This window comes from Streptococcus nakanonensis (assembly GCF_059738785.1).
Map to the genome: position 1 here is coordinate 1,998,276 of NZ_AP027139.1, position 23,940 is coordinate 2,022,215.

Below are 23,940 nucleotides of genomic sequence, written 5' to 3' on the forward strand. Positions count from 1 at the left end.
AAAAATTAATAAAGATATAAGAAATTTTAATATTTTAATCACCTGTTATCATTTTAATATTGTTTGCATCATCTAATTCGGATAATTATCTAAATAAGGTAAAAAATCACTGCCTCCCCCAGACCAACCTGAGGAAAGCAGTGATTCTTATTTTAGGAGTTAGGAATTGAATGTAAGGAACTACATTTGACGTTACTATACTAAAAATCAAAAACAAGGTATAATCTTTATTGAAAACGACCATAAAGATAACCACTTAAACACTAAGTACACCTTCCTACAAGTCATCCTTTACCTCCAATCTCTCTAAAACAAACCATTTTAATAACCAAAATCCGACAACATAGCCAGCCCCTAAGAATATAGCTATAAAAGCTAGCATGGGATTCAGGAAAGAAAAAACCACTACAGATACAAAGGTTAGCACAAAAACATTAAATGCAATGGTGTCAGAAGCCAAGACTAGAATATAGGGTGTCAACCAGTCTAAGATTTTTGAATATGGAAAAAATAAGTGTTTATACATGATACGTTCCTATACAGTATAGAGAGTATAAGCGCAAAGAGATACCCAGATTAATAATTCTATATCCTAACTAAATCCTCTAATGTGGCCATAAAACTGAAGCTGCCGCCCCACCAGCTGCACAAATTAAATAAATCTGCGGAGTTGGGAAGGGGATTGTCTGTGCACAAAGCGAAAGCCCCTCAACTGCACCACCTACTCCACTTAAAAATCTGTCTGCAAGTTGTTTATCACCAGCTGTTATCATTGTTAATTTTTCATCGGATAAAATGATAAAATTATTTACTGATTGTTCCATTCTTTTCACACTTTCTTTGTTAAATTAATTTGGCTAGTAGACAAAAGATAAACTAAGGCATTAAAGACAATGAAAATATTTCCATAAAGTAAAATCAGTCTCTCATCCAAACCAAGATAAAGTTTTACCGCCAAAAAGATGAGCAAAAGAATTTGAAACCATAACGTTTTTCCAAAAATAAATTTAAAGCGTTTTTGAATGTCTGATTCCTTGATTTTTACCGCCAAACCTTTATTAGCAAGAAGGAAAACTCCTGCTTCAAATAAGCCACTGTAGAGAACAATCCACCCAATCGATACATTCGAGATTTTCAAAAATGTACCTAAAAGAATATCCAAAACACTACTCAAGAAAATAATAAGAAATAATCTGTATTTCATATAAATCACCTCCTTTTACTACTATTTCCAATCTACTATATCGCTAAAAGTTTAACTTGCTCTAAAAGCTCCCCAAGCCGCTGTACAAAACTGTGCTCCTAAAACCCCGCCGGCAAGAGTTCCCACAACTGGGATAACACTCCCCAGAGCTGCACCTCCTATTGTACAAATTCCTAATGCTTGAACAACTTCTCCAGCCCCTACTTTATCTCCACCTTCAACACGAGCAAGCATTTCATTATCCATAACAGAAAATTGTGACATTGTTTTTGTATTCATGATGAATACCTCCTTTTTATTTTTAATTTTTGTCTTGTTGCAACCTTAACAACATCAATATATCATAATTAACTGATATCATTTCTTTAAAATCATAAAATGTCTTTTTTTCATCACGAAATGTTTTTCATAAATTTTATCAAAGACCAAAACTAATATATACTATCGTCAACTATAAAAATCAATGGTTCATCTTACTTAATAAAAATTACTGTTCATGACAATATAAATACCGTTTACGATTTAGCAAGAAGTTTTTTAGTAAAGTTTGGCATAATATACCTATCTACTATATGAAAGGAATTGCCAATGACTTCTTATAAACGTACATTTGTTCCTCAAATAGATGCTAGAGACTGCGGTGTTGCTGCCTTAGCCTCGATTGCTAAATTCTATGGTTCAGATTTTTCTCTAGCTCACTTGAGAGAACTTGCAAAGACCAATAAAGAAGGAACGACTGCCCTTGGCATTGTAAAAGCCGCTGATGAAATGGGCTTTGAAACAAGACCTGTTCAAGCAGATAAAACGCTCTTTGACATGAGTGATGTCCCCTATCCATTTATCGTTCACGTTAACAAAGAAGGAAAACTCCAACATTACTATGTTGTCTATCAAACAAAGAAAGACTATCTGATTATTGGTGATCCTGACCCTTCTGTAAAAATCACTAAAATGTCAAAAGAACGCTTTTTCTCTGAATGGACTGGAGTAGCTATTTTTCTAGCTCCCAAACCCAGCTATCAACCCCATAAAGATAAAAAGAATGATCTACTAAGCTTCCTTCCTCTGATTTTCAAGCAAAAATCTCTCATTGCTTACATTGTTCTCTCAAGCTTATTGGTCACGATTATCAATATAGGTGGTTCTTATTATCTCCAAGGAATCTTGGATGAATACATTCCAAATCAGATGAAATCAACTTTAGGAATCATCTCAGTTGGTCTGGTTATCACCTATATCCTCCAACAAGTCATGAGCTTCTCCAGAGATTATCTCCTAACTGTTCTGAGTCAAAGATTAAGTATTGATGTAATTTTGTCCTATATTCGCCATATTTTTGAACTTCCTATGTCTTTCTTTGCGACACGTCGTACAGGAGAAATCATTTCACGGTTCACAGACGCTAACTCTATTATAGATGCCTTGGCTTCTACCATTCTTTCTCTTTTTCTGGATGTTTCTATTCTGATTCTTGTAGGAGGCGTCTTACTGGCACAAAACCCTAATCTCTTCCTTCTTTCTCTTATTTCCATTCCTATATACATGGTCATCATCTTTTCTTTTATGAAGCCTTTTGAAAAAATGAACTATGATGTCATGCAAAGTAATTCTATGGTTAGTTCTGCCATTATCGAAGATATCAACGGGATTGAAACTATCAAGTCGCTCACGAGTGAAGAAAATCGCTATCAAAATATAGACAGCGAATTTGTAGATTATTTGGAAAAATCCTTTAAGCTCAGTAAATATTCTATTTTACAAACGAGTTTAAAGCAGGGAACAAAATTAGTTCTGAATATCCTTATCCTATGGTTTGGCGCTCAATTAGTCATGTCGAGTAAAATTTCTATCGGTCAGCTGATTACCTTTAACACACTTCTTTCTTACTTTACAACTCCTATGGAAAATATTATCAACCTCCAAACCAAACTCCAATCTGCGAAGGTCGCTAATAACCGTTTGAACGAAGTCTATCTAGTCGAATCTGAATTCCAAGCCCCAGAAAACCCTGTTCATTCACATTTTTTGATGGGCGATATTGAATTTGATGACCTTTCTTATAAGTATGGTTTTGGACGAGATACCTTAACAGATATTAATCTCACGATTAAACAAGGAGATAAGATTAGCCTAGTTGGAGTTAGTGGTTCTGGTAAAACAACTTTAGCCAAAATGATTGTCAATTTCTTTGAACCCTACAAAGGACATATTTCCATCAATCATCAGGATATTAAAAACATTGATAAGAAAGTCTTGCGCCGTCATATTAATTACCTACCCCAACAAGCCTATATCTTTAATGGCTCTATCTTGGAAAATTTAACCTTGGGCGGTAATCATATGATTAGCCAAGAAGATATTCTAAAAGCTTGTGAATTAGCTGAAATCCGTCAAGACATTGAAAGAATGCCTATGGGCTATCAAACTCAGCTCTCTGATGGAGCTGGTCTATCAGGAGGACAAAAGCAACGAATAGCCCTCGCTCGTGCTCTTTTAACTAAATCTCCTGTTTTAATACTAGACGAAGCCACTAGCGGTCTTGATGTCTTGACTGAGAAAAAAGTTATAGATAATCTTATGTCCCTAACTGATAAAACCATTCTCTTTGTAGCCCATCGTCTCAGTATAGCCGAACGAACTAACCGTGTCATTGTTCTTGACCAGGGGAAAATCATTGAAGTTGGTAGTCACCAAGAGTTAATGCAGGCGCAAGGCTTCTACCATCATCTATTCAATAAATAAGGAGAATGTCATGAATCCTAATCTTTTTAGAAGCGTCGAGTTTTATCAGAGACGTTACCATAACTATGCGACAGTGTTAATTATACCTCTTTCATTACTACTTACTTTCATCTTGATTTTCTCCCTTGTTGCCACAAAAGAAATTACTGTTACTTCCCAAGGAGAAATCGCTCCTACAAGTGTCATTGCATCCATTCAGTCAACCAGTGATAATCCTATCCTTGCTAATCATTTAGTGGCAAATCAAGTAGTTGAAAAAGGGGACTTACTCATCAAATACTCTGAAACAATGGAAGAAAGTCAGAAAACTGCCTTAGAAACTCAATTACAAAGACTTGAGAAGCAAAAAGAAGGACTTGGAATTTTGAAACAAAGCTTAGAAAAAGCAACTGATCTTTTTTCTGGCGAGGATGAATTTGGCTACCATAATACCTTTATGAATTTTACTAAACAAGCTCATGATATTGAGCTAGGTATCTCAAAGACTAACACCGAAGTTTCAAATCAAGCCAATCTTGCCAATAGCAGTTCATCAGCTATTGAACAAGAAATTTCAAAAGTTCAACAACAAATTGGAGAATATCAAGAGCTGAGAGATGCTATCATAAATAACAGAGCACGCTTACCAACTGGCAATCCGCACCAGTCAATTTTGAATCGTTATCTTGTAGCCTCACAAGGACAAACACAAGGAACTGCAGAGGAGCCATTTTTATCTCAAATTAATCAAAGTATTGCAGGTCTTGAATCATCTATCGCAAGCCTCAAAATTCAGCAAGCTGGTATCGGAAGTGTAGCAACTTATGACAATAGTTTAGCAACCAAAATTGAAGTACTCCGTACTCAATTTTTACAAACAGCCTCACAGCAACAACTAACCGTGGAGAATCAATTAACAGAATTAAAAGTACAACTAGATCAAGCAACGCAGCGCTTAGAAAACAATACCTTAACCACCCCAAGTAAAGGTATCATTCACTTAAACAGTGAATTTGAAGGTAAAAATAGAATTCCAACTGGTACAGAAATTGCTCAAATATTCCCTGTCATCACAGATACAAGAGAAGTACTAATCACTTACTACGTATCTTCTGACTATCTACCTCTACTAGATAAAGGACAAACTGTAAGATTAAAACTGGAGAAAATTGGAAATCACGGCATTACCATCATCGGCCAACTTCAGACAATTGATCAAACTCCTACCAGAACAGAGCAAGGAAATCTCTTTAAATTAACCGCTCTTGCAAAACTATCTAATGAGGATAGTAAACTCATCCAATATGGCTTACAAGGTCGCGTCACTAGTGTAACTGCAAAGAAAACATATTTTGATTATTTCAAAGATAAAATTTTAACCCATTCTGATTAATTTTCAGATAACACTCTATAACTATTTATTATCTTATCAAAAAGGAGAATCATAACATGGATAAGAATCAAAACCTAACCTCATTTCAAGAACTAACAACTACCGAACTCAACCAAATTACAGGTGGAGGATTGTGGGAAGAGCTATATGAAACTATAACAACACCATTAAAATTACGGACTACTTTCAAACCATAAAAAATCTATAGAATTATAAAAACGCATAATATCAGATTTCAAAATGACTGATACTATGCGTTTTATCATGAAAAGATTATAGAAGATACAAGTCACCCATCCCCACCTATACTTCTATATCTAAGACTTGTTTAAATCTAAAATTAGAACTTGTAGTTTTTAGAATGATATTTGGGTATTTTGTCAAAATACTATTAACATTAGACAAACCAACTCCTCTATTCTGCCCTTTAGACGACATTCCTCTCTCAAATATTTTTGTAACATCAATCTCTCTATCTAGGGTCGGATTTTGGATAATTAAAACTTGCTTATTACTTCTAATATCTTCAAAAAAACAAACACTTAGAGGTTCCTCGACAGTGGCGCTTGCAGCGGCCTCTATCGCGTTATCTAACAATATAGAAACAACTGTTAAAAAATCAATTTCCTCAATCTTTTTGATAGTAATTGGTTTTTCTATTTCCAAAGAAACTGGCACTAGTAAACTCTGAGCCTCGGATAATTTTGAGATTAATAAACTCTTCAAGGATAAATCCTCTATATTTCTCAATCTCACTACATCAAATTTTGTATCTTTTAAATTTTTCCCTGAGTCTTTCAAGACACTGTCATAAATTTGAGCAACTAAATCAATATCTTTTCGGTCTATTCCTATCTTTAAACTTGTTAAGATATTTGCATAATCATGCCTAAAGCTTCTAACCTCTTGATAAAGTCCTTCTACTTGTTTACTATAGCTCTTAAGATTTTGAAGTTGAATCTCTTTTTGAAGTACTAAATCTTTTTGCAATTCCTCACGTACATTTCTATCCAGTATATTGACAAAATAGATAAATAAAAAGAAATAGATTGCAGTTATAGCTCCTTGATAATGATTTATAGATAAGTTCAAGATTTTTTTAATATAACCAATAAAAGGAACCAAGATAAAATAACCCAACATTGCAGCATTAGCAATCCTCATTATTTGAGCTAAATGTTTATCCAACACTTTACTTCTTAGATAGCTAAAATCATACTGAAAAACTTTTATTATAAGCAAAGATAGGAGACTTGCTAAAATCGAGAAAATTGTGGCATCGTAATAAACATATATGTCTGTTAAACTAGCAAAATTAGGAATAATAAAATCAACAAAGAAATCATAGATAATCGACCAAAATGTGATAGGAAACAGAGCATAAAAAAGTGTCAATATCAGACTGTACTTCTTTTTATCCAACAAAAATGTGTAGATAATAAAAAAGATGGGATAATCTAGTACTGTAATAACAACAGGGATATAGAACGTCTTAATCAAGATTAAAAGTAAAAACTCTAATAAAAAATAGAAAAGCAATAACTCTAAAGATCTCTTTATAGTCAATTGATAGCCATAAATTTTTGCATGAAGAAATAAAAGTATGTAAAAATTCAAAGATACTAACACAAAAGACATTTACTACTCCTTACTATCATGTAAATCTTTAACTATATTCAGCAATTCCCTCATTTTTAACCTAGATACTAGGCAACTTGACCCGTTCTTCAAATAGACTAGTTTTTCTTCCTTATCTATTGAAGAGATATTATAAGGATTCACAATAAAAGAGCGATGACACTGAACCAATCTTGGTTCTTGCTTCAATATATCAGAAATTTTACCGTAAAACTCTATTCTTTCTCTCATAGAATAAAGAACTAGCTTATGAGGAATCATTGACGTTTCTATATAAAGCAAATCCGAAAATGGAACCTGAACGAGTGCTTTAGAATTTGTAAACACAAAAGAATCTTCAGTCATTAGTTGATGTTTATTCTTGTGAACATAAGCGATTGCCTTTTCCACACGTTCCTTAAAAGAGCTTTCAGGTAATTCCTTATCAATAAAATCTAAAGCTGATACTTGATATTGAAAACTAACAGGCATAAATTCTGAATGAGTTGTTACAAAAACAATGACTGCATTTGGATCTCTATCTCTGATTTCCAAAGCAATATCTAACCCTTTTCTAACATCGTTTTTAATTTCAATATCCAAAAAGAAAAGTTGATGACCTCCACGTTCCATCATATCTTCTAACAATTGATTCGGTTTACCATAAACACCACAGTGCTTTACTTCCCAACAATTCTTCTCTAAAATATCATACACCAGATTTTCCATCCTAGTCTGCTGTATAAAATCATCCTCTAATATAAAGATATTCATTTCTCGTCTCCTTTAGTATTTAACCATCTTTCTTTTACAGTTTTAAAATATCTTCTAGAGCAGATAATATCCGATACTCTTTCATCCATAAATAAAATGGTCTTCGTTTCATACTTCAATCCTATTACTTTGGATAAGTTAACAAGAAACTTTCTATGACACCTGAACAATTTCCCCAGACTCATTTCCTCAACTCTAGCTAGGCTCATATACTTCTCAAATACTCCATCAGCTGTAATAAAAATAACAGCATGTGCCTTCGTAGGATGTGTTGTCACATAGTAAACCTTAGAATGAGGCACTTTAACAACTGCTCTGCCTTGGCTTAAAATATATTCTTGCATATTTTTCCTCCTTACTCTCCTATATCATATCAAAACTAGTATCCTATGATGGGAAAAATCTTAAAAGGTATCTGAGTTATCATAAATGGTTATTTTTCAACATTTCATGCTAACAGTTATACAATCTAAGATTTCGACATCTTCTATCGGATGTTTTTGATATGATAGAGCAAGAGGAGAAATATGGATACAATTCAAATTCTACATTTTTCATTATTAGGATATATCATCACAAGTGACATCAATTCTTATATTAAAGAAAACTTATCAACAAAAACGAGAATTATAGCTTCTAGGCGTATCATCTATTCCTATAACACTACTACCTATTTTATCATAAAATCAATGTTTTTATCTTCAGATACAATGTATTCTTATATAGAAGATATACGACTCCGTTCTGAATTTGCCCACATTATTATCATAGGAAGTTACATTGATTATGACAAACTTTTCCGTAGTCATTACAGAATATTCGGTGTCATTGATACAGCTAGAAATCATTCTTTACAATCTATACGACAAGAAATTCACTCATATTTAGATGGTATTTATAACAACCTGAAATAAATTAGGTTTGGTAGCCTTTATACATTTCCTCAGCATACATGGCTTCAAAAACTTTCAAAAAATCACTGCCCTCCTCAGACCAACCTGAGGAAAGCAGTGATTCTTATTTTAGGAGTTAGGAATGAATACACGAAATCAATTGATCTTATGATTTTTTGTTTTTCAAGAATTCATCGTATTGTTTTTGCATTTCGTTCAATACTTTTTCGTAGGCACCTTCAGATTTCAATTTTTCCATCAATTCTGGAATCGCTTTATCTGGGTCTACAGTACCAGTGTTGATAGCTGTATCAAATTGTTGCATTGTGTTAGAAATAGCTGAGATTTCAGATTTCACATTGTCAGTATTAAAGATAAATCCAAGCGCTGGAGATTCTTTAGCTTCTGCCAATTCTTTCTTAGAATTTTCGATTTGTTGGTCTGTAACGTTTTCGTTGATGTAAAGGATCCAGTTGTTACCAGTGTTCCATCCACCCATGTGAGTGTTTCCTTTGTAGCCATCAAGAACGCGAACACGGTTTTCTTTACCTTCAATTTTTTCCCAGTTCTTGCCTTCTGGACCGTAAACAAGACCGTTCAAGAGTTCTGGGTTCGTATTCAAGAGGTTCAACACTTCCATTGATTTTTCTTTGTTCTTAGAGTTGTTTGAGATGACAAAGTTAGCAACTTGTGTTGTTTGGTTTTTCTTGATGAAGTTAGTGAATGATTTGATTTGGATATCTTTGTTGGCAACACGTGAAAGCAAGCTGTTACCGTAGTCAGCTGGTCCTACTGTTTCTTCACGAACGAACCAAGTATCTTGTTGAAGGTCAAATGTAGTGTCACTTGTTGCGACGTCTTTTGGAATGTAGCCAGCTTCATAGAATTTGTGAAGAGTCTTTAAGTGTTCTTTGAAACGAGGAACGTCATAACGGTTTACAATCTTAGTAGTATCCCCTTCAAGGTCGATAACGAATGGGAGACCGTTTGCTACTGGGTAGTCAAAGTTCTCAGAAGGGATGAAGTTCTTAGTAGCTGCAAATGGTACTACGTCTGGAGCTTTTTCTTTGATTTGTTTCAAGACTGGCTCAAGAGTTTCGTAAGAAGTAACACCTGAAATATCGATACCATATTTGGCAAGGAGAGTTCCGTTGAAGGCAAAGTTTTGAGATGATGCAACGTTGGCTGCAACTGGAACAGCGTAAATTTTACCGTTTACAGTATTACCCTTGATGTAAGCTGGGTCAAGTGCTTTGTAAAGATCTTTACCTTCTTTTTTGTACAATTCTGTCAAGTCAGCGTAAGCACCTTTTTGAGCATTTACAATGTAGTTATCTGCAAAGGCAATATCATAGTTTTCACCAGATGATGTGATAACTGACATTTTCTTACCATAGTCACCCCAGCCAAGGTATTGGATATCCAATTTGGCACCAACTTTTTCTTCGATGATTTTGTTGGCATTTGCTAACAATTCATCCAAGTTGTCTGGTTTGTCACCGATTTGGTACATTTTGATAACAGGTTTGTCACCTGAATCAGCAGCTTTTTTGCTGTTACCTGTCAAATTTCCACAAGCAGCAAGACCTGCAGCCAAAGCGACTACACTAGCAGATGCAAAAGCATATTTTTTCCAGTTTTTCATGATAAAAACTCCTTTTTTTATTTTTAAACTTATAAACAATGTAATGATCTTATACTCAATGAAAATCAAAGAGCAAACTAGGAAACTAGCCGCAGGTTGCTCAAAACACTGTTTTGAGGTTGCAGATAGAACTGACGAAGTCAGCTCAAAACACAGTTTTGAGGTTGTAGATAAGACTGACGAAGTCAGTTACCTATACCTACGGCAAGGCGACGTTGACGCGGTTTGAAGAGATTTTCGAAGAGTATTAACTTCACACAAGGGAAGTTGGGAACTGAGAAATGTTCTTTCTCAATAAGCACTATTCTTTCACACCACCGATAGTCAAACCTTTTACAAAGTAGCGTTGGAAGAATGGATATAGAATCGCGATTGGAAGGGTTGCAACCACAACCATGGCCATACGACCTGTTTCTTTCGGTAGAGCAACTCCCAGTTGACCAGTCAAGCCGACCGCTTTGGCAATGTAGTCCATATTTTGTTGGATTTGCATGAGCAAATATTGCAATGGATACAAGTTGTCACTCTTGATGTAAAGAAGGGCGTTGAACCAGTCATTCCAGAAACCAAGAGCTGTCAAAAGCGTGATGGTTGCGATACCTGGTAGTGACAATGGCAAACAGATTTGGAAGAAAATCCGGGCTTCACTGGCACCATCGATACGAGCGGATTCAAGAATGGCTTCTGGAATGGTCTTCTTGAAGAAGGAACGCATCAAGATGATGTTAAATGGTGAGAGAAGCATTGGAACAATCAAGGCCCAAACAGTATCCCCAAGCTGAAGCACACGGGTCACCATGATATAACCTGGTACCAAACCAGCGTTGAACAACATACTGAGCAGAACGAAGATGGTAAAGAATCTGCGATACTTAAAGGTTGTCCGTGAAATAGCGTAGGCATAGGTTGTTGTGATAAAGACATTTGTAAATGTCCCAACTACGGTTACAAAGACAGAAATGAAGAGGGCTTGTAAGATTTTATCCTTAAACTGTGCCAAGAACTCAAAACCGTCTAATCCAAATTGGGATGGGAAGAAGCTGTAGCCGTATTGGAGGAGGCTTTTCTCGTCCGTCACTGAAATAATGATAACGAATACGAAGGGTAGGATACAAGAGAGGGCAATCAAACCCGAAATGATACTGAAGAAGATATCTGCTTTCTTACTGAAGGAGTGAATGCCGACATTATCAATTTTTTCTTTTTTAATTTTCTTTTCTGCCATATTCTCCTCCTTTCTAGAACAAAGCTGAGTTTGGATCAACTCGTCTTGCAAGTAAGTTTGATAGAACCACCAGAATCAATCCGACTACTGATTGGTAGAGACCTGCTGCTGAAGCCATCCCGATATCCGCTGTCTGGGTCAGACCATTATATACATATACATCCAAAACGTTGGTTACGTTATAGAGCTGACCAGCATTGTGAGGGATTTGGTAGAAAAGACCGAAGTCTGCACGGAAGATATTTCCGACTGCAAGGATGGTCAATACGGTTACCAGCGGTGTCAACTGCGGAATGGTGACATTGCGAATGCGTTGCCATTTGCTGGCTCCGTCCACTGTCGCTGCTTCGTAGTAGGTTGGATCAATTCCCATGATTGTCGCATAGTACATGACACTGCTATATCCAAAACCTTTCCAAATACCTAGGAAAAGTAGGAGATAAGGCCAGATTCCCAAATCAGCGTAGAAGTTGACTTCTTTTAGACCAAGACTTTCCAATAAATGATTGAACACCCCTTTATCAATATTTAGGAAGGCATCTGTAAAGAAACTGATGATAACCCAAGACAAGAAGTAAGGGAACAACATAGAAGTTTGGAAAATCTTCACCATTCTCTTGGAACGGAGTTCACTGAGGATAATGGCAATCCCTACAGACACAACTAAACCTAGAAAGATGAATCCAAGATTGTAGAGGACCGTATTTCGTGTGATAATAAAGGCGTCTCTTGAACTAAATAAGAATCTGAAATTATCGAGTCCGACCCATTTACTATTTATGATACTATCTATGAAACCATTACTGGTCATGTGGTAGTCTTTGAAGGCGACCACGTTCCCAAATACTGGAATGTAGAAGAATAGAATCAACCAGAGTGCCCCTGGCAAAACCATCAAGAGAAAGATCCAGTTGTCTCTCAAGGTTTTTGAAAACTTATTCATAATTTCCTCCCTTTTTATTTTGATATCCATCTAAAAATTCCTTTTTAGACTTTTGATAACGATTACATTATTAGTATACTCCAATTTGCAGATTAGGTTAAACTCCTAATTATAGAAAAAACTCCACAAATTATGTAGCGGATTTAAAACTTTATCACCACTATCAAACAAATGTCCTAAATCAATTGTTTATTTTATCTCTATTTGCACCGTGATGGCGTCACTCTGTTATCCTGTGCTAGTCTCTCAAACTAAATTTTAGGAGCAATGAAGCCCACTATTCTTAGAAAAAAGCCTATTATCAAGTTCCATAGACTTTTGACCATAGGCGTTTTTCTCTTTTTAACGTTTTTTCTCAAAACTCATCATGAGCTCTGTCTAAAAATAAAGGTACTGATTTTCTCAACTTTTTTAGAAAGCTAATACTCTTCGAAAATCTCTTCAAACTACGTCAGCTTCCATCTGCAACCTCAAAACAGTGTTTTGAGCAACCTGCGGCTAGCTTCCTAGTTTGCTTTTTGATTTTCATTGAGTATAAGGCAAGGCCAAATCAATTTATAACAATGTTTTAGAAGCGATATTGTACTAGTCCAGACTCAGTTCATTATAGTGTCTGATTTCTCCGAGACTGACTCCCTACAAAAAGTGCAAATAAGAACTCTCCAGCTTAGTAACTATCAGTGAGTTCTCGAGTCTGGAAATTTTTCAATATACTTCGTTATTGAATGGTTACAGTTTGCCGTCCACTTCCTGACATGCAAAAATCTCCTAGCAGGCTTTCCTACTAGGAGATTTTCTTATGAGAGGTACTTGTTTCAGCTTTGAAAATCGGATTTATCATCTGATAATTATCAAACAATCTACCAATTAAGCTTCTTCGTCTTCTTTACGACGACGGCCTGCAAGACCAAGACCAAGTAAGGCACTTGCGGCTGCTGCTACCATAGCTATAGTAGAATCTGCTGTACCTGTATTTGGCAATTCTTTAGATTCTTTAGGCGCATTTGCTTGTGCTGATGCTTCTTGGTTGGCATTCGCTGCTTGAGCAGTAACTGGAGCTACAGCTGGTGTCTGAACACTTTGATCCTCAGCTGGAGTTACATGGTCAGCTGCTGGAGCAAGTTTCGCCATAAAGTCTTCGATACGTTTCACCATTGCATCCACTTCTGCTTGACTTGCGTCTGCGTTAGCAAATACTTTCTTAGCATCTGCTGATAATGCATTCGCTTCTTTTGCAGTTTCTGCATCAAGCTTAGCTGATTCTTGGATGATTAGCTCATCTAGCTGATGAATAGCACTTTCTAACTTGGATTTATTCACTTTGGCTTGAGTGTTCGTCATTCCGTTATCGGCAGAAGGGCCGTAGTTTCCACCATTATATGGAGGTATCATATCTTGATTGTTTGGTGAAATCACTTCAACTGGAACTTCAAGTTTTTGTACACTTCCATCCGCTAGTCTTAATGTCACTGTAGCAATTTTAGTACCGATAGTATTCGTATCAGGCAATACCATCTTGATGACTGAGATTTCTTCTGGTAAATCTAATTTCGCTAACACATCTGCTTGGGAAAGGGCTTTACCACGTTCAACTTTCACTACTCCATTGATTAAAGCTTTCAGGGCATCTTCTAGTTTTAATTCTGGAAGATCAGCTACAAGTGCATCTTGATCAACTTGGTATAAGAAGGTTCTGAGTGCTTTATCGAGTTCTGCTTGGGTTGTGGAGTTGTCGATGGCCTCTAATGCTTTTTCTTTTAAGGCTTCAACTGTATCAAGTACTTTTTGCTTTTCCTCATCAGAAAGTTTTTTATCTGCTTTGATACTTGCAATTTTTTCATTTGCTGTCGTTTCAACTACTTCTCTAGCTTCTACAGCATCAAGTAATGATTTTTTCGCAATTTCTAAAGCATCTTTTGCCTTAATTGCTAGTTCTAAGGCTTTGTCAACCTCAACCTGTGAAGCATTTTCATTATCAATAACTTTTTTAACTTCTTTTAAAACTTTCTCTGATTCTTCTTGTACTTTTTTATACTCATCAATCGTCGCTTTGGTCTTTCCTTTTGTCGAATCTTCTAAAATTAAATTATTTAATGCGTCAGTGGTGTTTATCAATTGTGTTTTATCAGTTGGTGCTCCATCTAAGGCTTTTTTAGCCTCTGTAATGGCTTTGAGCGCTTCATCTACTTGGGGTTGCGTAGCGTTTGGATTCGAGATAACGTCAGCTGCTGCTGATACCGCCGTATCATACGCTTGTTTCTGAGCGTCTGTTCCGTTGTAGTACTTCGCATCCGTTGTTTTGGTGTTTTGCGCATCTGTTGTTGAAGCTGTTTTTAAGGCTTCTTTATCAGTTGGTGCTCCATCTAAGGCTTTTTTAGCCTCTGTAATGGCTTTGAGCGCTTCATCTACTTGGGTTTGCGTAGCGTTTGGATTCGAGATAACGTCAGCTGCTGCTGATACCGCCGTATCATACGCTTGTTTCTGAGCGTCTGTTCCGTTGTAGTACTTCGCATCCGTTGTTTTGGTGTTTTGCGCATCTGTTGTTGAAGCTGTTTTTAAGGCTTCTTTATCAGTTGGTGCTCCATCTAAGGCTTTTTTAGCCTCTGTAATGGCTTTGAGCGCTTCATCTACTTGGGTTTGCGTAGCGTTTGGATTCGAGATAACGTCAGCTGCTGCTGATACCGCCGTATCATACGCTTGTTTCTGAGCGTCTGTTCCGTTGTAGTACTTCGCATCCGTTGTTTTGGTGTTTTGCGCATCTGTTGTTGAAGCTGTTTTTAAGGCTTCTTTATCAGTTGGTGCTCCATCTAAGGCTTTTTTAGCCTCTGTAATGGCTTTGAGCGCTTCATCTACTTGGGTTTGCGTAGCGTTTGGATTCGAGATAACGTCAGCTGCTGCTGATACCGCCGTATCATACGCTTGTTTCTGAGCGTCTGTTCCGTTGTAGTACTTCGCATCCGTTGTTTTGGTGTTTTGCGCATCTGTTGTTGAAGCTGTTTTTAAGGCTTCTTTATCAGTTGGTGCTCCATCTAAGGCTTTTTTAGCCTCTGTAATGGCTTTGAGCGCTTCATCTACTTGGGGTTGCGTAGCGTTTGGATTCGAGATAACGTCAGCTGCTGCTGATACCGCCGTATCATACGCTTGTTTCTGAGCGTCTGTTCCGTTGTAGTACTTCGCATCCGTTGTTTTGGTGTTTTGCGCATCTGTTGTTGAAGCTGTTTTTAAGGCTTCTTTATCAGTTGGTGCTCCATCTAAGGCTTTTTTAGCCTCTGTAATGGCTTTGAGCGCTTCATCTACTTGGGGTTGCGTAGCGTTTGGATTCGAGATAACGTCAGCTGCTGCTGATACCGCCGTATCATACGCTTGTTTCTGAGCGTCTGTTCCGTTGTAGTACTTCGCATCCGTTGTTTTGGTGTTTTGCGCATCTGTTGTTGAAGCTGTTTTTAAGGCTTCTTTATCAGTTGGTGCTCCATCTAAGGCTTTTTTAGCCTCTGTAATGGCTTTGAGCGCTTCATCTACTTGGGTTTGCGTAGCGTTTGGATTCGAGATAACGTCAGCTGCTGCTGATACCGCCGTATCATACGCTTGTTTCTGAGCGTCTGTTCCGTTGTAGTACTTCGCATCCGTTGTTTTGGTGTTTTGCGCATCTGTTGTTGAAGCTGTTTTTAAGGCTTCTTTATCAGTTGGTGCTCCATCTAAGGCTTTTTTAGCCTCTGTAATGGCTTTGAGCGCTTCATCTACTTGGGGTTGCGTAGCGTTTGGATTCGAGATAACGTCAGCTGCTGCTGATACCGCCGTATCATACGCTTGTTTCTGAGCGTCTGTTCCGTTGTAGTACTTCGCATCCGTTGTTTTGGTGTTTTGCGCATCTGTTGTTGAAGCTGTTTTTAAGGCTTCTTTATCAGTTGGTGCTCCATCTAAGGCTTTTTTAGCCTCTGTAATGGCTTTGAGCGCTTCATCTACTTGGGGTTGCGTAGCGTTTGGATTCGAGATAACGTCAGCTGCTGCTGATACCGCCGTATCATACGCTTGTTTCTGAGCGTCTGTTCCGTTGTAGTACTTCGCATCCGTTGTTTTGGTGTTTTGCGCATCTGTTGTTGAAGCTGTTTTTAAGGCTTCTTTATCAGTTGGTGCTCCATCTAAGGCTTTTTTAGCCTCTGTAATGGCTTTGAGCGCTTCATCTACTTGGGTTTGCGTAGCGTTTGGATTCGAGATAACGTCAGCTGCTGCTGATACCGCCGTATCATACGCTTGTTTCTGAGCGTCTGTTCCGTTGTAGTACTTCGCATCCGTTGTTTTGGTGTTTTGCGCATCTGTTGTTGAAGCTGTTTTTAAGGCTTCTTTATCAGTTGGTGCTCCATCTAAGGCTTTTTTAGCCTCTGTAATGGCTTTGAGCGCTTCATCTACTTGGGGTTGCGTAGCGTTTGGATTCGAGATAACGTCAGCTGCTGCTGATACCGCCGTATCATACGCTTGTTTCTGAGCGTCTGTTCCGTTGTAGTACTTCGCATCCGTTGTTTTGGTGTTTTGCGCATCTGTTGTTGAAGCTGTTTTTAAGGCTTCTTTATCAGTTGGTGCTCCATCTAAGGCTTTTTTAGCCTCTGTAATGGCTTTGAGCGCTTCATCTACTTGGGTTTGCGTAGCGTTTGGATTCGAGATAACGTCAGCTGCTGCTGATACCGCCGTATCATACGCTTGTTTCTGAGCGTCTGTTCCGTTGTAGTACTTCGCATCCGTTGTTTTGGTGTTTTGCGCATCTGTTGTTGAAGCTGTTTTTAAGGCTTCTTTATCAGTTGGTGCTCCATCTAAGGCTTTTTTAGCCTCTGTAATGGCTTTGAGCGCTTCATCTACTTGGGGTTGCGTAGCGTTTGGATTCGAGATAACGTCAGCTGCTGCTGATACCGCCGTATCATACGCTTGTTTCTGAGCGTCTGTTCCGTTGTAGTACTTCGCATCCGTTGTTTTGGTGTTTTGCGCATCTGTTGTTGAAGCTGTTTTTAAGGCTTCTTTATCAGTTGGTGCTCCATCTAAGGCTTTTTTAGCCTCTGTAATGGCTTTGAGCGCTTCATCTACTTGGGGTTGCGTAGCGTTTGGATTCGAGATAACGTCAGCTGCTGCTGATACCGCCGTATCATACGCTTGTTTCTGAGCGTCTGTTCCGTTGTAGTACTTCGCATCCGTTGTTTTGGTGTTTTGCGCATCTGTTGTTGAAGCTGTTTTTAAGGCTTCTTTATCAGTTGGTGCTCCATCTAAGGCTTTTTTAGCCTCTGTAATGGCTTTGAGCGCTTCATCTACTTGGGTTTGCGTAGCGTTTGGATTCGAGATAACGTCAGCTGCTGCTGATACCGCCGTATCATACGCTTGTTTCTGAGCGTCTGTTCCGTTGTAGTACTTCGCATCCGTTGTTTTGGTGTTTTGCGCATCTGTTGTTGAAGCTGTTTTTAAGGCTTCTTTATCAGTTGGTGCTCCATCTAAGGCTTTTTTAGCCTCTGTAATGGCTTTGAGCGCTTCATCTACTTGGGGTTGCGTAGCGTTTGGATTCGAGATAACGTCAGCTGCTGCTGATACCGCCGTATCATACGCTTGTTTCTGAGCGTCTGTTCCGTTGTAGTACTTCGCATCCGTTGTTTTGGTGTTTTGCGCATCTGTTGTTGAAGCTGTTTTTAAGGCTTCTTTATCAGTTGGTGCTCCATCTAAGGCTTTTTTAGCCTCTGTAATGGCTTTGAGCGCTTCATCTACTTGGGGTTGCGTAGCGTTTGGATTCGAGATAACGTCAGCTGCTGCTGATACCGCCGTATCATACGCTTGTTTCTGAGCGTCTGTTCCGTTGTAGTACTTCGCATCCGTTGTTTTGGTGTTTTGCGCATCTGTTGTTGAAGCTGTTTTTAAGGCTTCTTTATCAGTTGGTGCTCCATCTAAGGCTTTTTTAGCCTCTGTAATGGCTTTGAGCGCTTCATCTACTTGGGTTTGCGTAGCGTTTGGATTCGAGATAACGTCAGCTGCTGCTGATACCGCCGTATCATACGCTTGTTTCTGAGCGTCTGTTCCGTTGTAGTACTTCGCATCCGTTGTTTTGGTGTTTTGCGCATCTGTTGTTGAAGCTGTTTTTAAGGCTTCTTTATCAGTTGGTGCTCCATCTAAGGCTTTTTTAGCCTCTGTAATGGCTTTGAGCGCTTCATCTACTTGGGGTTGCGTAGCGTTTGGATTCGAGATAACGTCAGCTGCTGCTGATACCGCCGTATCATACGCTTGTTTCTGAGCGTCTGTTCCGTTGTAGTACTTCGCATCCGTTGTTTTGGTGTTTTGCGCATCTGTTGTTGAAGCTGTTTTTAAGGCTTCTTTATCAGTTGGTGCTCCATCTAAGGCTTTTTTAGCCTCTGTAATGGCTTTGAGCGCTTCATCTACTTGGGTTTGCGTAGCGTTTGGATTCGAGATAACGTCAGCTGCTGCTGATACCGCCGTATCATACGCTTGTTTCTGAGCGTCTGTTCCGTTGTAGTACTTCGCATCCGTTGTTTTGGTGTTTTGCGCATCTGTTGTTGAAGCTGTTTTTAAGGCTTCTTTATCAGTTGGTGCTCCATCTAAGGCTTTTTTAGCCTCTGTAATGGCTTTGAGCGCTTCATCTACTTGGGGTTGCGTAGCGTTTGGATTCGAGATAACGTCAGCTGCTGCTGATACCGCCGTATCATACGCTTGTTTCTGAGCGTCTGTTCCGTTGTAGTACTTCGCATCCGTTGTTTTGGTGTTTTGCGCATCTGTTGTTGAAGCTGTTTTTAAGGCTTCTTTATCAGTTGGTGCTCCATCTAAGGCTTTTTTAGCCTCTGTAATGGCTTTGAGCGCTTCATCTACTTGGGGTTGCGTAGCGTTTGGATTCGAGATAACGTCAGCTGCTGCTGATACCGCCGTATCATACGCTTGTTTCTGAGCGTCTGTTCCGTTGTAGTACTTCGCATCCGTTGTTTTGGTGTTTTGCGCATCTGTTGTTGAAGCTGTTTTTAAGGCTTCTTTATCAGTTGGTGCTCCATCTAAGGCTTTTTTAGCCTCTGTAATGGCTTTGAGCGCTTCATCTACTTGGGTTTGCGTAGCGTTTGGATTCGAGATAACGTCAGCTGCTGCTGATACCGCCGTATCATACGCTTGTTTCTGAGCGTCTGTTCCGTTGTAGTACTTCGCATCCGTTGTTTTGGTGTTTTGCGCATCTGTTGTTGAAGCTGTTTTTAAGGCTTCTTTATCAGTTGGTGCTCCATCTAAGGCTTTTTTAGCCTCTGTAATGGCTTTGAGCGCTTCATCTACTTGGGGTTGCGTAGCGTTTGGATTCGAGATAACGTCAGCTGCTGCTGATACCGCCGTATCATACGCTTGTTTCTGAGCGTCTGTTCCGTTGTAGTACTTCGCATCCGTTGTTTTGGTGTTTTGCGCATCTGTTGTTGAAGCTGTTTTTAAGGCTTCTTTATCAGTTGGTGCTCCATCTAAGGCTTTTTTAGCCTCTGTAATGGCTTTGAGCGCTTCATCTACTTGGGGTTGCGTAGCGTTTGGATTCGAGATAACGTCAGCTGCTGCTGATACCGCCGTATCATACGCTTGTTTCTGAGCGTCTGTTCCGTTGTAGTACTTCGCATCCGTTGTTTTGGTGTTTTGCGCATCTGTTGTTGAAGCTGTTTTTAAGGCTTCTTTATCAGTTGGTGCTCCATCTAAGGCTTTTTTAGCCTCTGTAATGGCTTTGAGCGCTTCATCTACTTGGGTTTGCGTAGCGTTTGGATTCGAGATAACGTCAGCTGCTGCTGATACCGCCGTATCATACGCTTGTTTCTGAGCGTCTGTTCCGTTGTAGTACTTCGCATCCGTTGTTTTGGTGTTTTGCGCATCTGTTGTTGAAGCTGTTTTTAAGGCTTCTTTATCAGTTGGTGCTCCATCTAAGGCTTTTTTAGCCTCTGTAATGGCTTTGAGCGCTTCATCTACTTGGGGTTGCGTAGCGTTTGGATTCGAGATAACGTCAGCTGCTGCTGATACCGCCGTATCATACGCTTGTTTCTGAGCGTCTGTTCCGTTGTAGTACTTCGCATCCGTTGTTTTGGTGTTTTGCGCATCTGTTGTTGAAGCTGTTTTTAAGGCTTCTTTATCAGTTGGTGCTCCATCTAAGGCTTTTTTAGCCTCTGTAATGGCTTTGAGCGCTTCATCTACTTGGGGTTGCGTAGCGTTTGGATTCGAGATAACGTCAGCTGCTGCTGATACCGCCGTATCATACGCTTGTTTCTGAGCGTCTGTTCCGTTGTAGTACTTCGCATCCGTTGTTTTGGTGTTTTGCGCATCTGTTGTTGAAGCTGTTTTTAAGGCTTCTTTATCAGTTGGTGCTCCATCTAAGGCTTTTTTAGCCTCTGTAATGGCTTTGAGCGCTTCATCTACTTGGGGTTGCGTAGCGTTTGGATTCGAGATAACGTCAGCTGCTGCTGATACCGCCGTATCATACGCTTGTTTCTGAGCGTCTGTTCCGTTGTAGTACTTCGCATCCGTTGTTTTGGTGTTTTGCGCATCTGTTGTTGAAGCTGTTTTTAAGGCTTCTTTATCAGTTGGTGCTCCATCTAAGGCTTTTTTAGCCTCTGTAATGGCTTTGAGCGCTTCATCTACTTGGGTTTGCGTAGCGTTTGGATTCGAGATAACGTCAGCTGCTGCTGATACCGCCGTATCATACGCTTGTTTCTGAGCGTCTGTTCCGTTGTAGTACTTCGCATCCGTTGTTTTGGTGTTTTGCGCATCTGTTGTTGAAGCTGTTTTTAAGGCTTCTTTATCAGTTGGTGCTCCATCTAAGGCTTTTTTAGCCTCTGTAATGGCTTTGAGCGCTTCATCTACTTGGGGTTGCGTAGCGTTTGGATTCGAGATAACGTCAGCTGCTGCTGATACCGCCGTATCATACGCTTGTTTCTGAGCGTCTGTTCCGTTGTAGTACTTCGCATCCGTTGTTTTGGTGTTTTGCGCATCTGTTGTTGAAGCTGTTTTTAAGGCTTCTTTATCAGTTGGTGCTCCATCTAAGGCTTTTTTAGCCTCTGTAATGGCTTTGAGCGCTTCATCTACTTGGGGTTGATCCGCATTAGCATCAGCTATTACTGTTTGTCCACTTTTTATCGCTTCATCATATGCATTCCTCTTTGTTTTATCTGCATTATAATATTTAAAGTTTCCTTTAACAGTAGTTTCTTCTCCTACCGCTTTTCTTAACTCCGTCTTATTTCCTTTTTCAACTAACAAGCTTTTAGCTTCATCTAATTTGCGTTTTACTTCCTCTACTTTTTGTAATACTTGACTGACCTCATCTTTAGTTGCATTTCCTTGTTTGGCTAAAATAGTCCTTAGTTCTTCTTTTAATGACCGAATGTCCTGATTGTACTTATCAAACTCTTCATTGTATTTATCAATGCTTTCAGGCGTTTTATTTTCTGTTGATACCTTTTTCAACGCATCAACTTGCGCAGATAGATTAGTCTTTTCTTCATTTGTTGCCGCAGGTACTAAAGCTTCTTGTTTTGCTAAAAGCGTTGAAAACGCCTTTTTATAGTCTGCTGTTGTTTTTAACTGTCCAGTAAGAAGATTACGTACTTTTTCAAGTTCAGCTGTATATGCATTGATAGTATCGTCCGTTTTCCCTGCCTTATCAGTCGTTTCCGTTTCAAGTAATTTATCATAAATTCTTTGTAAGAGGTTCTTCGCAACTATACTTGTATCTTGATTTACATTGAAGTCCAATCCAGTAATAGGTAAAGAGTACTGTAAATAAGATGAATTATAACTCATACCAGCTTGATGTTTGTTTTCCAAACTAATTCTCACCTTATATGAAGTTACTCCCTTTGGTAAATTAATTTCTCTACTTGTAAATGTCCCTCCTGTTGCATTCGGTCTATTTTCAGTTAAAGCTAATTTTTCTTCTATCTGTTCTTTTGAAAGACTATTAGCACTAAAAGTCTGATTTTTTGCATTTCCATCTCTTGCAGCAACTACTTTCATTTCAGGACTATTCACGTTTTTTTCTGGTGAGACTACTGCCGTATAAATTAACTGTTCATTGCCATTTTCAATACTGAACACTTCTACTTTATATTTAGCTTTTGATCCATTATTATCACCAGTATAACCCGTTTTAAAGTTCACTGTTACTTTTGTTCCTTCATTCGAAGCATATGCTTTAAAAGTTTTTTCAATTCCATCAAACCACTTAGCTGCTCTCGCTGTTTGTGCACCGGGTTCATTATTTTCTAAATAGGGTTTATCATCATAGACTGGTTCGTCTCTATTCTGTTTAGTAACTAATTTTGATAGTAATAAAATATATTCACTACGTCTATCAAACGATTGCTCCCTAACCCAAACCTGATTAGTTCTAGTAATATTTACTGTATATGCTGGGAAAACTCCAGCTTCAGTTTTTCTAGCAATCGCAAATTTCCCATTTTCACCTACTGCTTTCCATCCACCAAATTCTTTAATATCCCTAACACTACCCTTTGCAATATTTTTTTCATTCCCTAATGCATCCATATTTTGAATTTTTTTATTATTCTCAATAACTTCAGGCAATGCTTTTAACTTATCTGCTAACGTTTTTAAATCCGCATTCTCTGCAGGTGCTGTGTAAGTCTGATTCGCAGCTGGATCAGTATCCGTCGTTGTCTCACCTGTTCGGAATGGATTATTTCTATCTAGGGCTTGTCCATTACGTGAATCATGTTGTCCTGAGTTTGCGATAGAGTTGGTTCCTGTAGCTTTCTCAGTATTGCTTGCTTTCTTACCGACAGTCGCTTTTCCTTCTGTCGTATCTAGTTTAGGACTTTCCACTTGCGCTTTAGGCTTATTACGTAAACCGCTGCTAGCTGTCATAAGAAGTTTTCTGTAAGCTTTTGTTAACTCTTCTTGACTTTTGGCTGTTGTTAGGGCAAGTTTTGCTAATTCTAAATGTTCTTTAAGGGTTGCGACACTTTCATCTGTCTTAGTTGCATAGCTACCTGAGGCTAATTTAGCATCAATTTCTGCTACGTAATCTTCCAGCTGTTTTGTATCCAAGGTAGGTCTAGCCTTTTCTTCTACTTCTTCTGCTGATGGAGTAGTAGATGACCTATCAGTCTTGTTCCCAGCTTCTGTTGCTGAAACACTAGACGACGCTACTGATGAACCGCTTACATCAGTAGGTGTTGGAGTACTTGTCTCTTCTTGACCTTTCGGAGCAGTAGTCTCACTGCTACCAGAATTTCCATCCAACTGACTGACTACTGGAGTCGCCCCATAGGTTCCATTCTGGACATCTGGATCTTTCAGTGGTGAGCCTTGTGTTTCCTCATTAGTTGGGGTTACACCTTGCTCTGTGGCAGACACTGCCCCATTTCCCAAAAACATAAATAAGGCAGCTACTGCAACACTAGCTGCTCCAAAACTAACCTTACGAATACTATACCGTATGGTTTTCTCCACTTGTGAACGATCATGCGATCCTTTATAATCAAACATTGCTACACTCCTTTTGCGATAATTATCTGTTG

Annotated in this window: 16 protein-coding genes; 5 read left to right on the top strand and 11 right to left on the bottom strand. The window is 38.7% G+C overall.

Annotated features, from left to right (window positions below):
- Positions 1 to 277: 277 nt before the first annotated feature.
- The 4 genes from blpZ to AC6I9F_RS09570 all read right to left on the bottom strand — a co-directional run bounded on the left by blpZ (position 278) and on the right by AC6I9F_RS09570 (position 1,483).
- The gene (blpZ, locus tag AC6I9F_RS09555) at positions 278 to 526 is read right to left on the bottom strand and encodes an immunity protein BlpZ (protein ID WP_112444786.1); all 249 of its coding nucleotides are present in this window, start codon (positions 524 to 526) and stop codon (positions 278 to 280) included.
- A gap of 79 nt (positions 527 to 605) precedes the next feature.
- The gene (locus tag AC6I9F_RS09560; RefSeq protein WP_173213201.1) at positions 606 to 824 is read right to left on the bottom strand and encodes a hypothetical protein; all 219 of its coding nucleotides are present in this window, start codon (positions 822 to 824) and stop codon (positions 606 to 608) included.
- Positions 825 to 829: 5 nt separating this feature from the next.
- Positions 830 to 1,204, bottom strand: a complete 375-nt coding sequence (locus tag AC6I9F_RS09565) for an immunity protein (protein ID WP_173213199.1) — start codon at positions 1,202 to 1,204, stop codon at positions 830 to 832.
- A gap of 51 nt (positions 1,205 to 1,255) precedes the next feature.
- The gene (locus AC6I9F_RS09570) at positions 1,256 to 1,483 is read right to left on the bottom strand and encodes a Blp family class II bacteriocin (protein WP_164226314.1); all 228 of its coding nucleotides are present in this window, start codon (positions 1,481 to 1,483) and stop codon (positions 1,256 to 1,258) included.
- Positions 1,484 to 1,792: 309 nt separating this feature from the next.
- Between AC6I9F_RS09570 and blpA the strand changes: the two genes are divergently transcribed.
- Genes blpA through blpC form a run of 3 tightly spaced genes read left to right on the top strand, consistent with a single transcriptional unit; the run spans position 1,793 to position 5,515 of the window.
- On the top strand, positions 1,793 to 3,946 hold the full coding sequence (gene blpA / locus AC6I9F_RS09575; protein WP_498021944.1) for a peptide cleavage/export ABC transporter BlpA: 2,154 nt from the start codon (positions 1,793 to 1,795) through the stop codon (positions 3,944 to 3,946).
- A gap of 10 nt (positions 3,947 to 3,956) precedes the next feature.
- Positions 3,957 to 5,318 (top strand): peptide export ABC transport accessory protein BlpB, encoded by a 1,362-nt coding sequence (gene blpB, locus AC6I9F_RS09580; protein ID WP_173228651.1) that lies wholly within the window; start codon positions 3,957 to 3,959, stop codon positions 5,316 to 5,318.
- Between the two features lie 56 nt (positions 5,319 to 5,374).
- Positions 5,375 to 5,515 carry a quorum-sensing system pheromone BlpC gene (gene blpC / locus AC6I9F_RS09585; RefSeq protein ID WP_173213192.1) on the top strand — a complete coding sequence of 47 codons (141 nt, stop codon included), beginning with the start codon at positions 5,375 to 5,377 and terminating at the stop codon, positions 5,513 to 5,515.
- 106 nt (positions 5,516 to 5,621) lie between these two features.
- Here the strand turns inward: blpC and AC6I9F_RS09590 are convergent, their stop codons facing one another.
- The 3 genes from AC6I9F_RS09590 to AC6I9F_RS09600 are packed head-to-tail and all read right to left on the bottom strand — an operon-like array spanning position 5,622 to position 8,053.
- Positions 5,622 to 6,956 (bottom strand): sensor histidine kinase, encoded by a 1,335-nt coding sequence (locus tag AC6I9F_RS09590; protein ID WP_498021947.1) that lies wholly within the window; start codon positions 6,954 to 6,956, stop codon positions 5,622 to 5,624.
- A gap of 3 nt (positions 6,957 to 6,959) precedes the next feature.
- Positions 6,960 to 7,709 (bottom strand): response regulator transcription factor, encoded by a 750-nt coding sequence (locus AC6I9F_RS09595; RefSeq protein WP_262080016.1) that lies wholly within the window; start codon positions 7,707 to 7,709, stop codon positions 6,960 to 6,962.
- Positions 7,706 to 8,053 (bottom strand): LytTR family DNA-binding domain-containing protein, encoded by a 348-nt coding sequence (locus tag AC6I9F_RS09600; RefSeq protein ID WP_112444768.1) that lies wholly within the window; start codon positions 8,051 to 8,053, stop codon positions 7,706 to 7,708. The genes AC6I9F_RS09595 and AC6I9F_RS09600 overlap by 4 nt, the downstream gene beginning before the upstream one ends.
- A gap of 183 nt (positions 8,054 to 8,236) precedes the next feature.
- Here AC6I9F_RS09600 and AC6I9F_RS09605 point away from each other — a divergent pair, with 183 nt between their 5' ends.
- A complete protein-coding gene (locus tag AC6I9F_RS09605; RefSeq protein ID WP_498021949.1) occupies positions 8,237 to 8,623 on the top strand; it encodes a hypothetical protein in 387 nt (128 codons plus the stop codon).
- A 145-nt stretch (positions 8,624 to 8,768) separates the two neighbouring features.
- Here AC6I9F_RS09605 and AC6I9F_RS09610 read toward each other — a convergent pair whose 3' ends face one another.
- Entirely contained in the window at positions 8,769 to 10,247 is a 1,479-nt protein-coding gene (locus AC6I9F_RS09610; protein WP_498021951.1) for an ABC transporter substrate-binding protein, read from the bottom strand.
- 58 nt (positions 10,248 to 10,305) lie between these two features.
- On the opposite strand from AC6I9F_RS09610, the gene AC6I9F_RS09615 reads away from it, so the two are divergent.
- Positions 10,306 to 10,476 carry a hypothetical protein gene (locus AC6I9F_RS09615; RefSeq protein ID WP_254867338.1) on the top strand — a complete coding sequence of 57 codons (171 nt, stop codon included), beginning with the start codon at positions 10,306 to 10,308 and terminating at the stop codon, positions 10,474 to 10,476.
- A 72-nt stretch (positions 10,477 to 10,548) separates the two neighbouring features.
- Here the strand turns inward: AC6I9F_RS09615 and AC6I9F_RS09620 are convergent, their stop codons facing one another.
- The 3 genes from AC6I9F_RS09620 to AC6I9F_RS09630 form a co-directional block, all read right to left on the bottom strand.
- Positions 10,549 to 11,472 (bottom strand): carbohydrate ABC transporter permease, encoded by a 924-nt coding sequence (locus tag AC6I9F_RS09620; RefSeq protein WP_000818348.1) that lies wholly within the window; start codon positions 11,470 to 11,472, stop codon positions 10,549 to 10,551.
- A gap of 13 nt (positions 11,473 to 11,485) precedes the next feature.
- Positions 11,486 to 12,415 (bottom strand): ABC transporter permease, encoded by a 930-nt coding sequence (locus AC6I9F_RS09625; protein WP_007284784.1) that lies wholly within the window; start codon positions 12,413 to 12,415, stop codon positions 11,486 to 11,488.
- A gap of 867 nt (positions 12,416 to 13,282) precedes the next feature.
- Positions 13,283 to 23,908 carry a YSIRK-type signal peptide-containing protein gene (locus tag AC6I9F_RS09630; protein ID WP_498021953.1) on the bottom strand — a complete coding sequence of 3,542 codons (10,626 nt, stop codon included), beginning with the start codon at positions 23,906 to 23,908 and terminating at the stop codon, positions 13,283 to 13,285.
- Between the last annotated feature and the right edge of the window lie 32 nt (positions 23,909 to 23,940).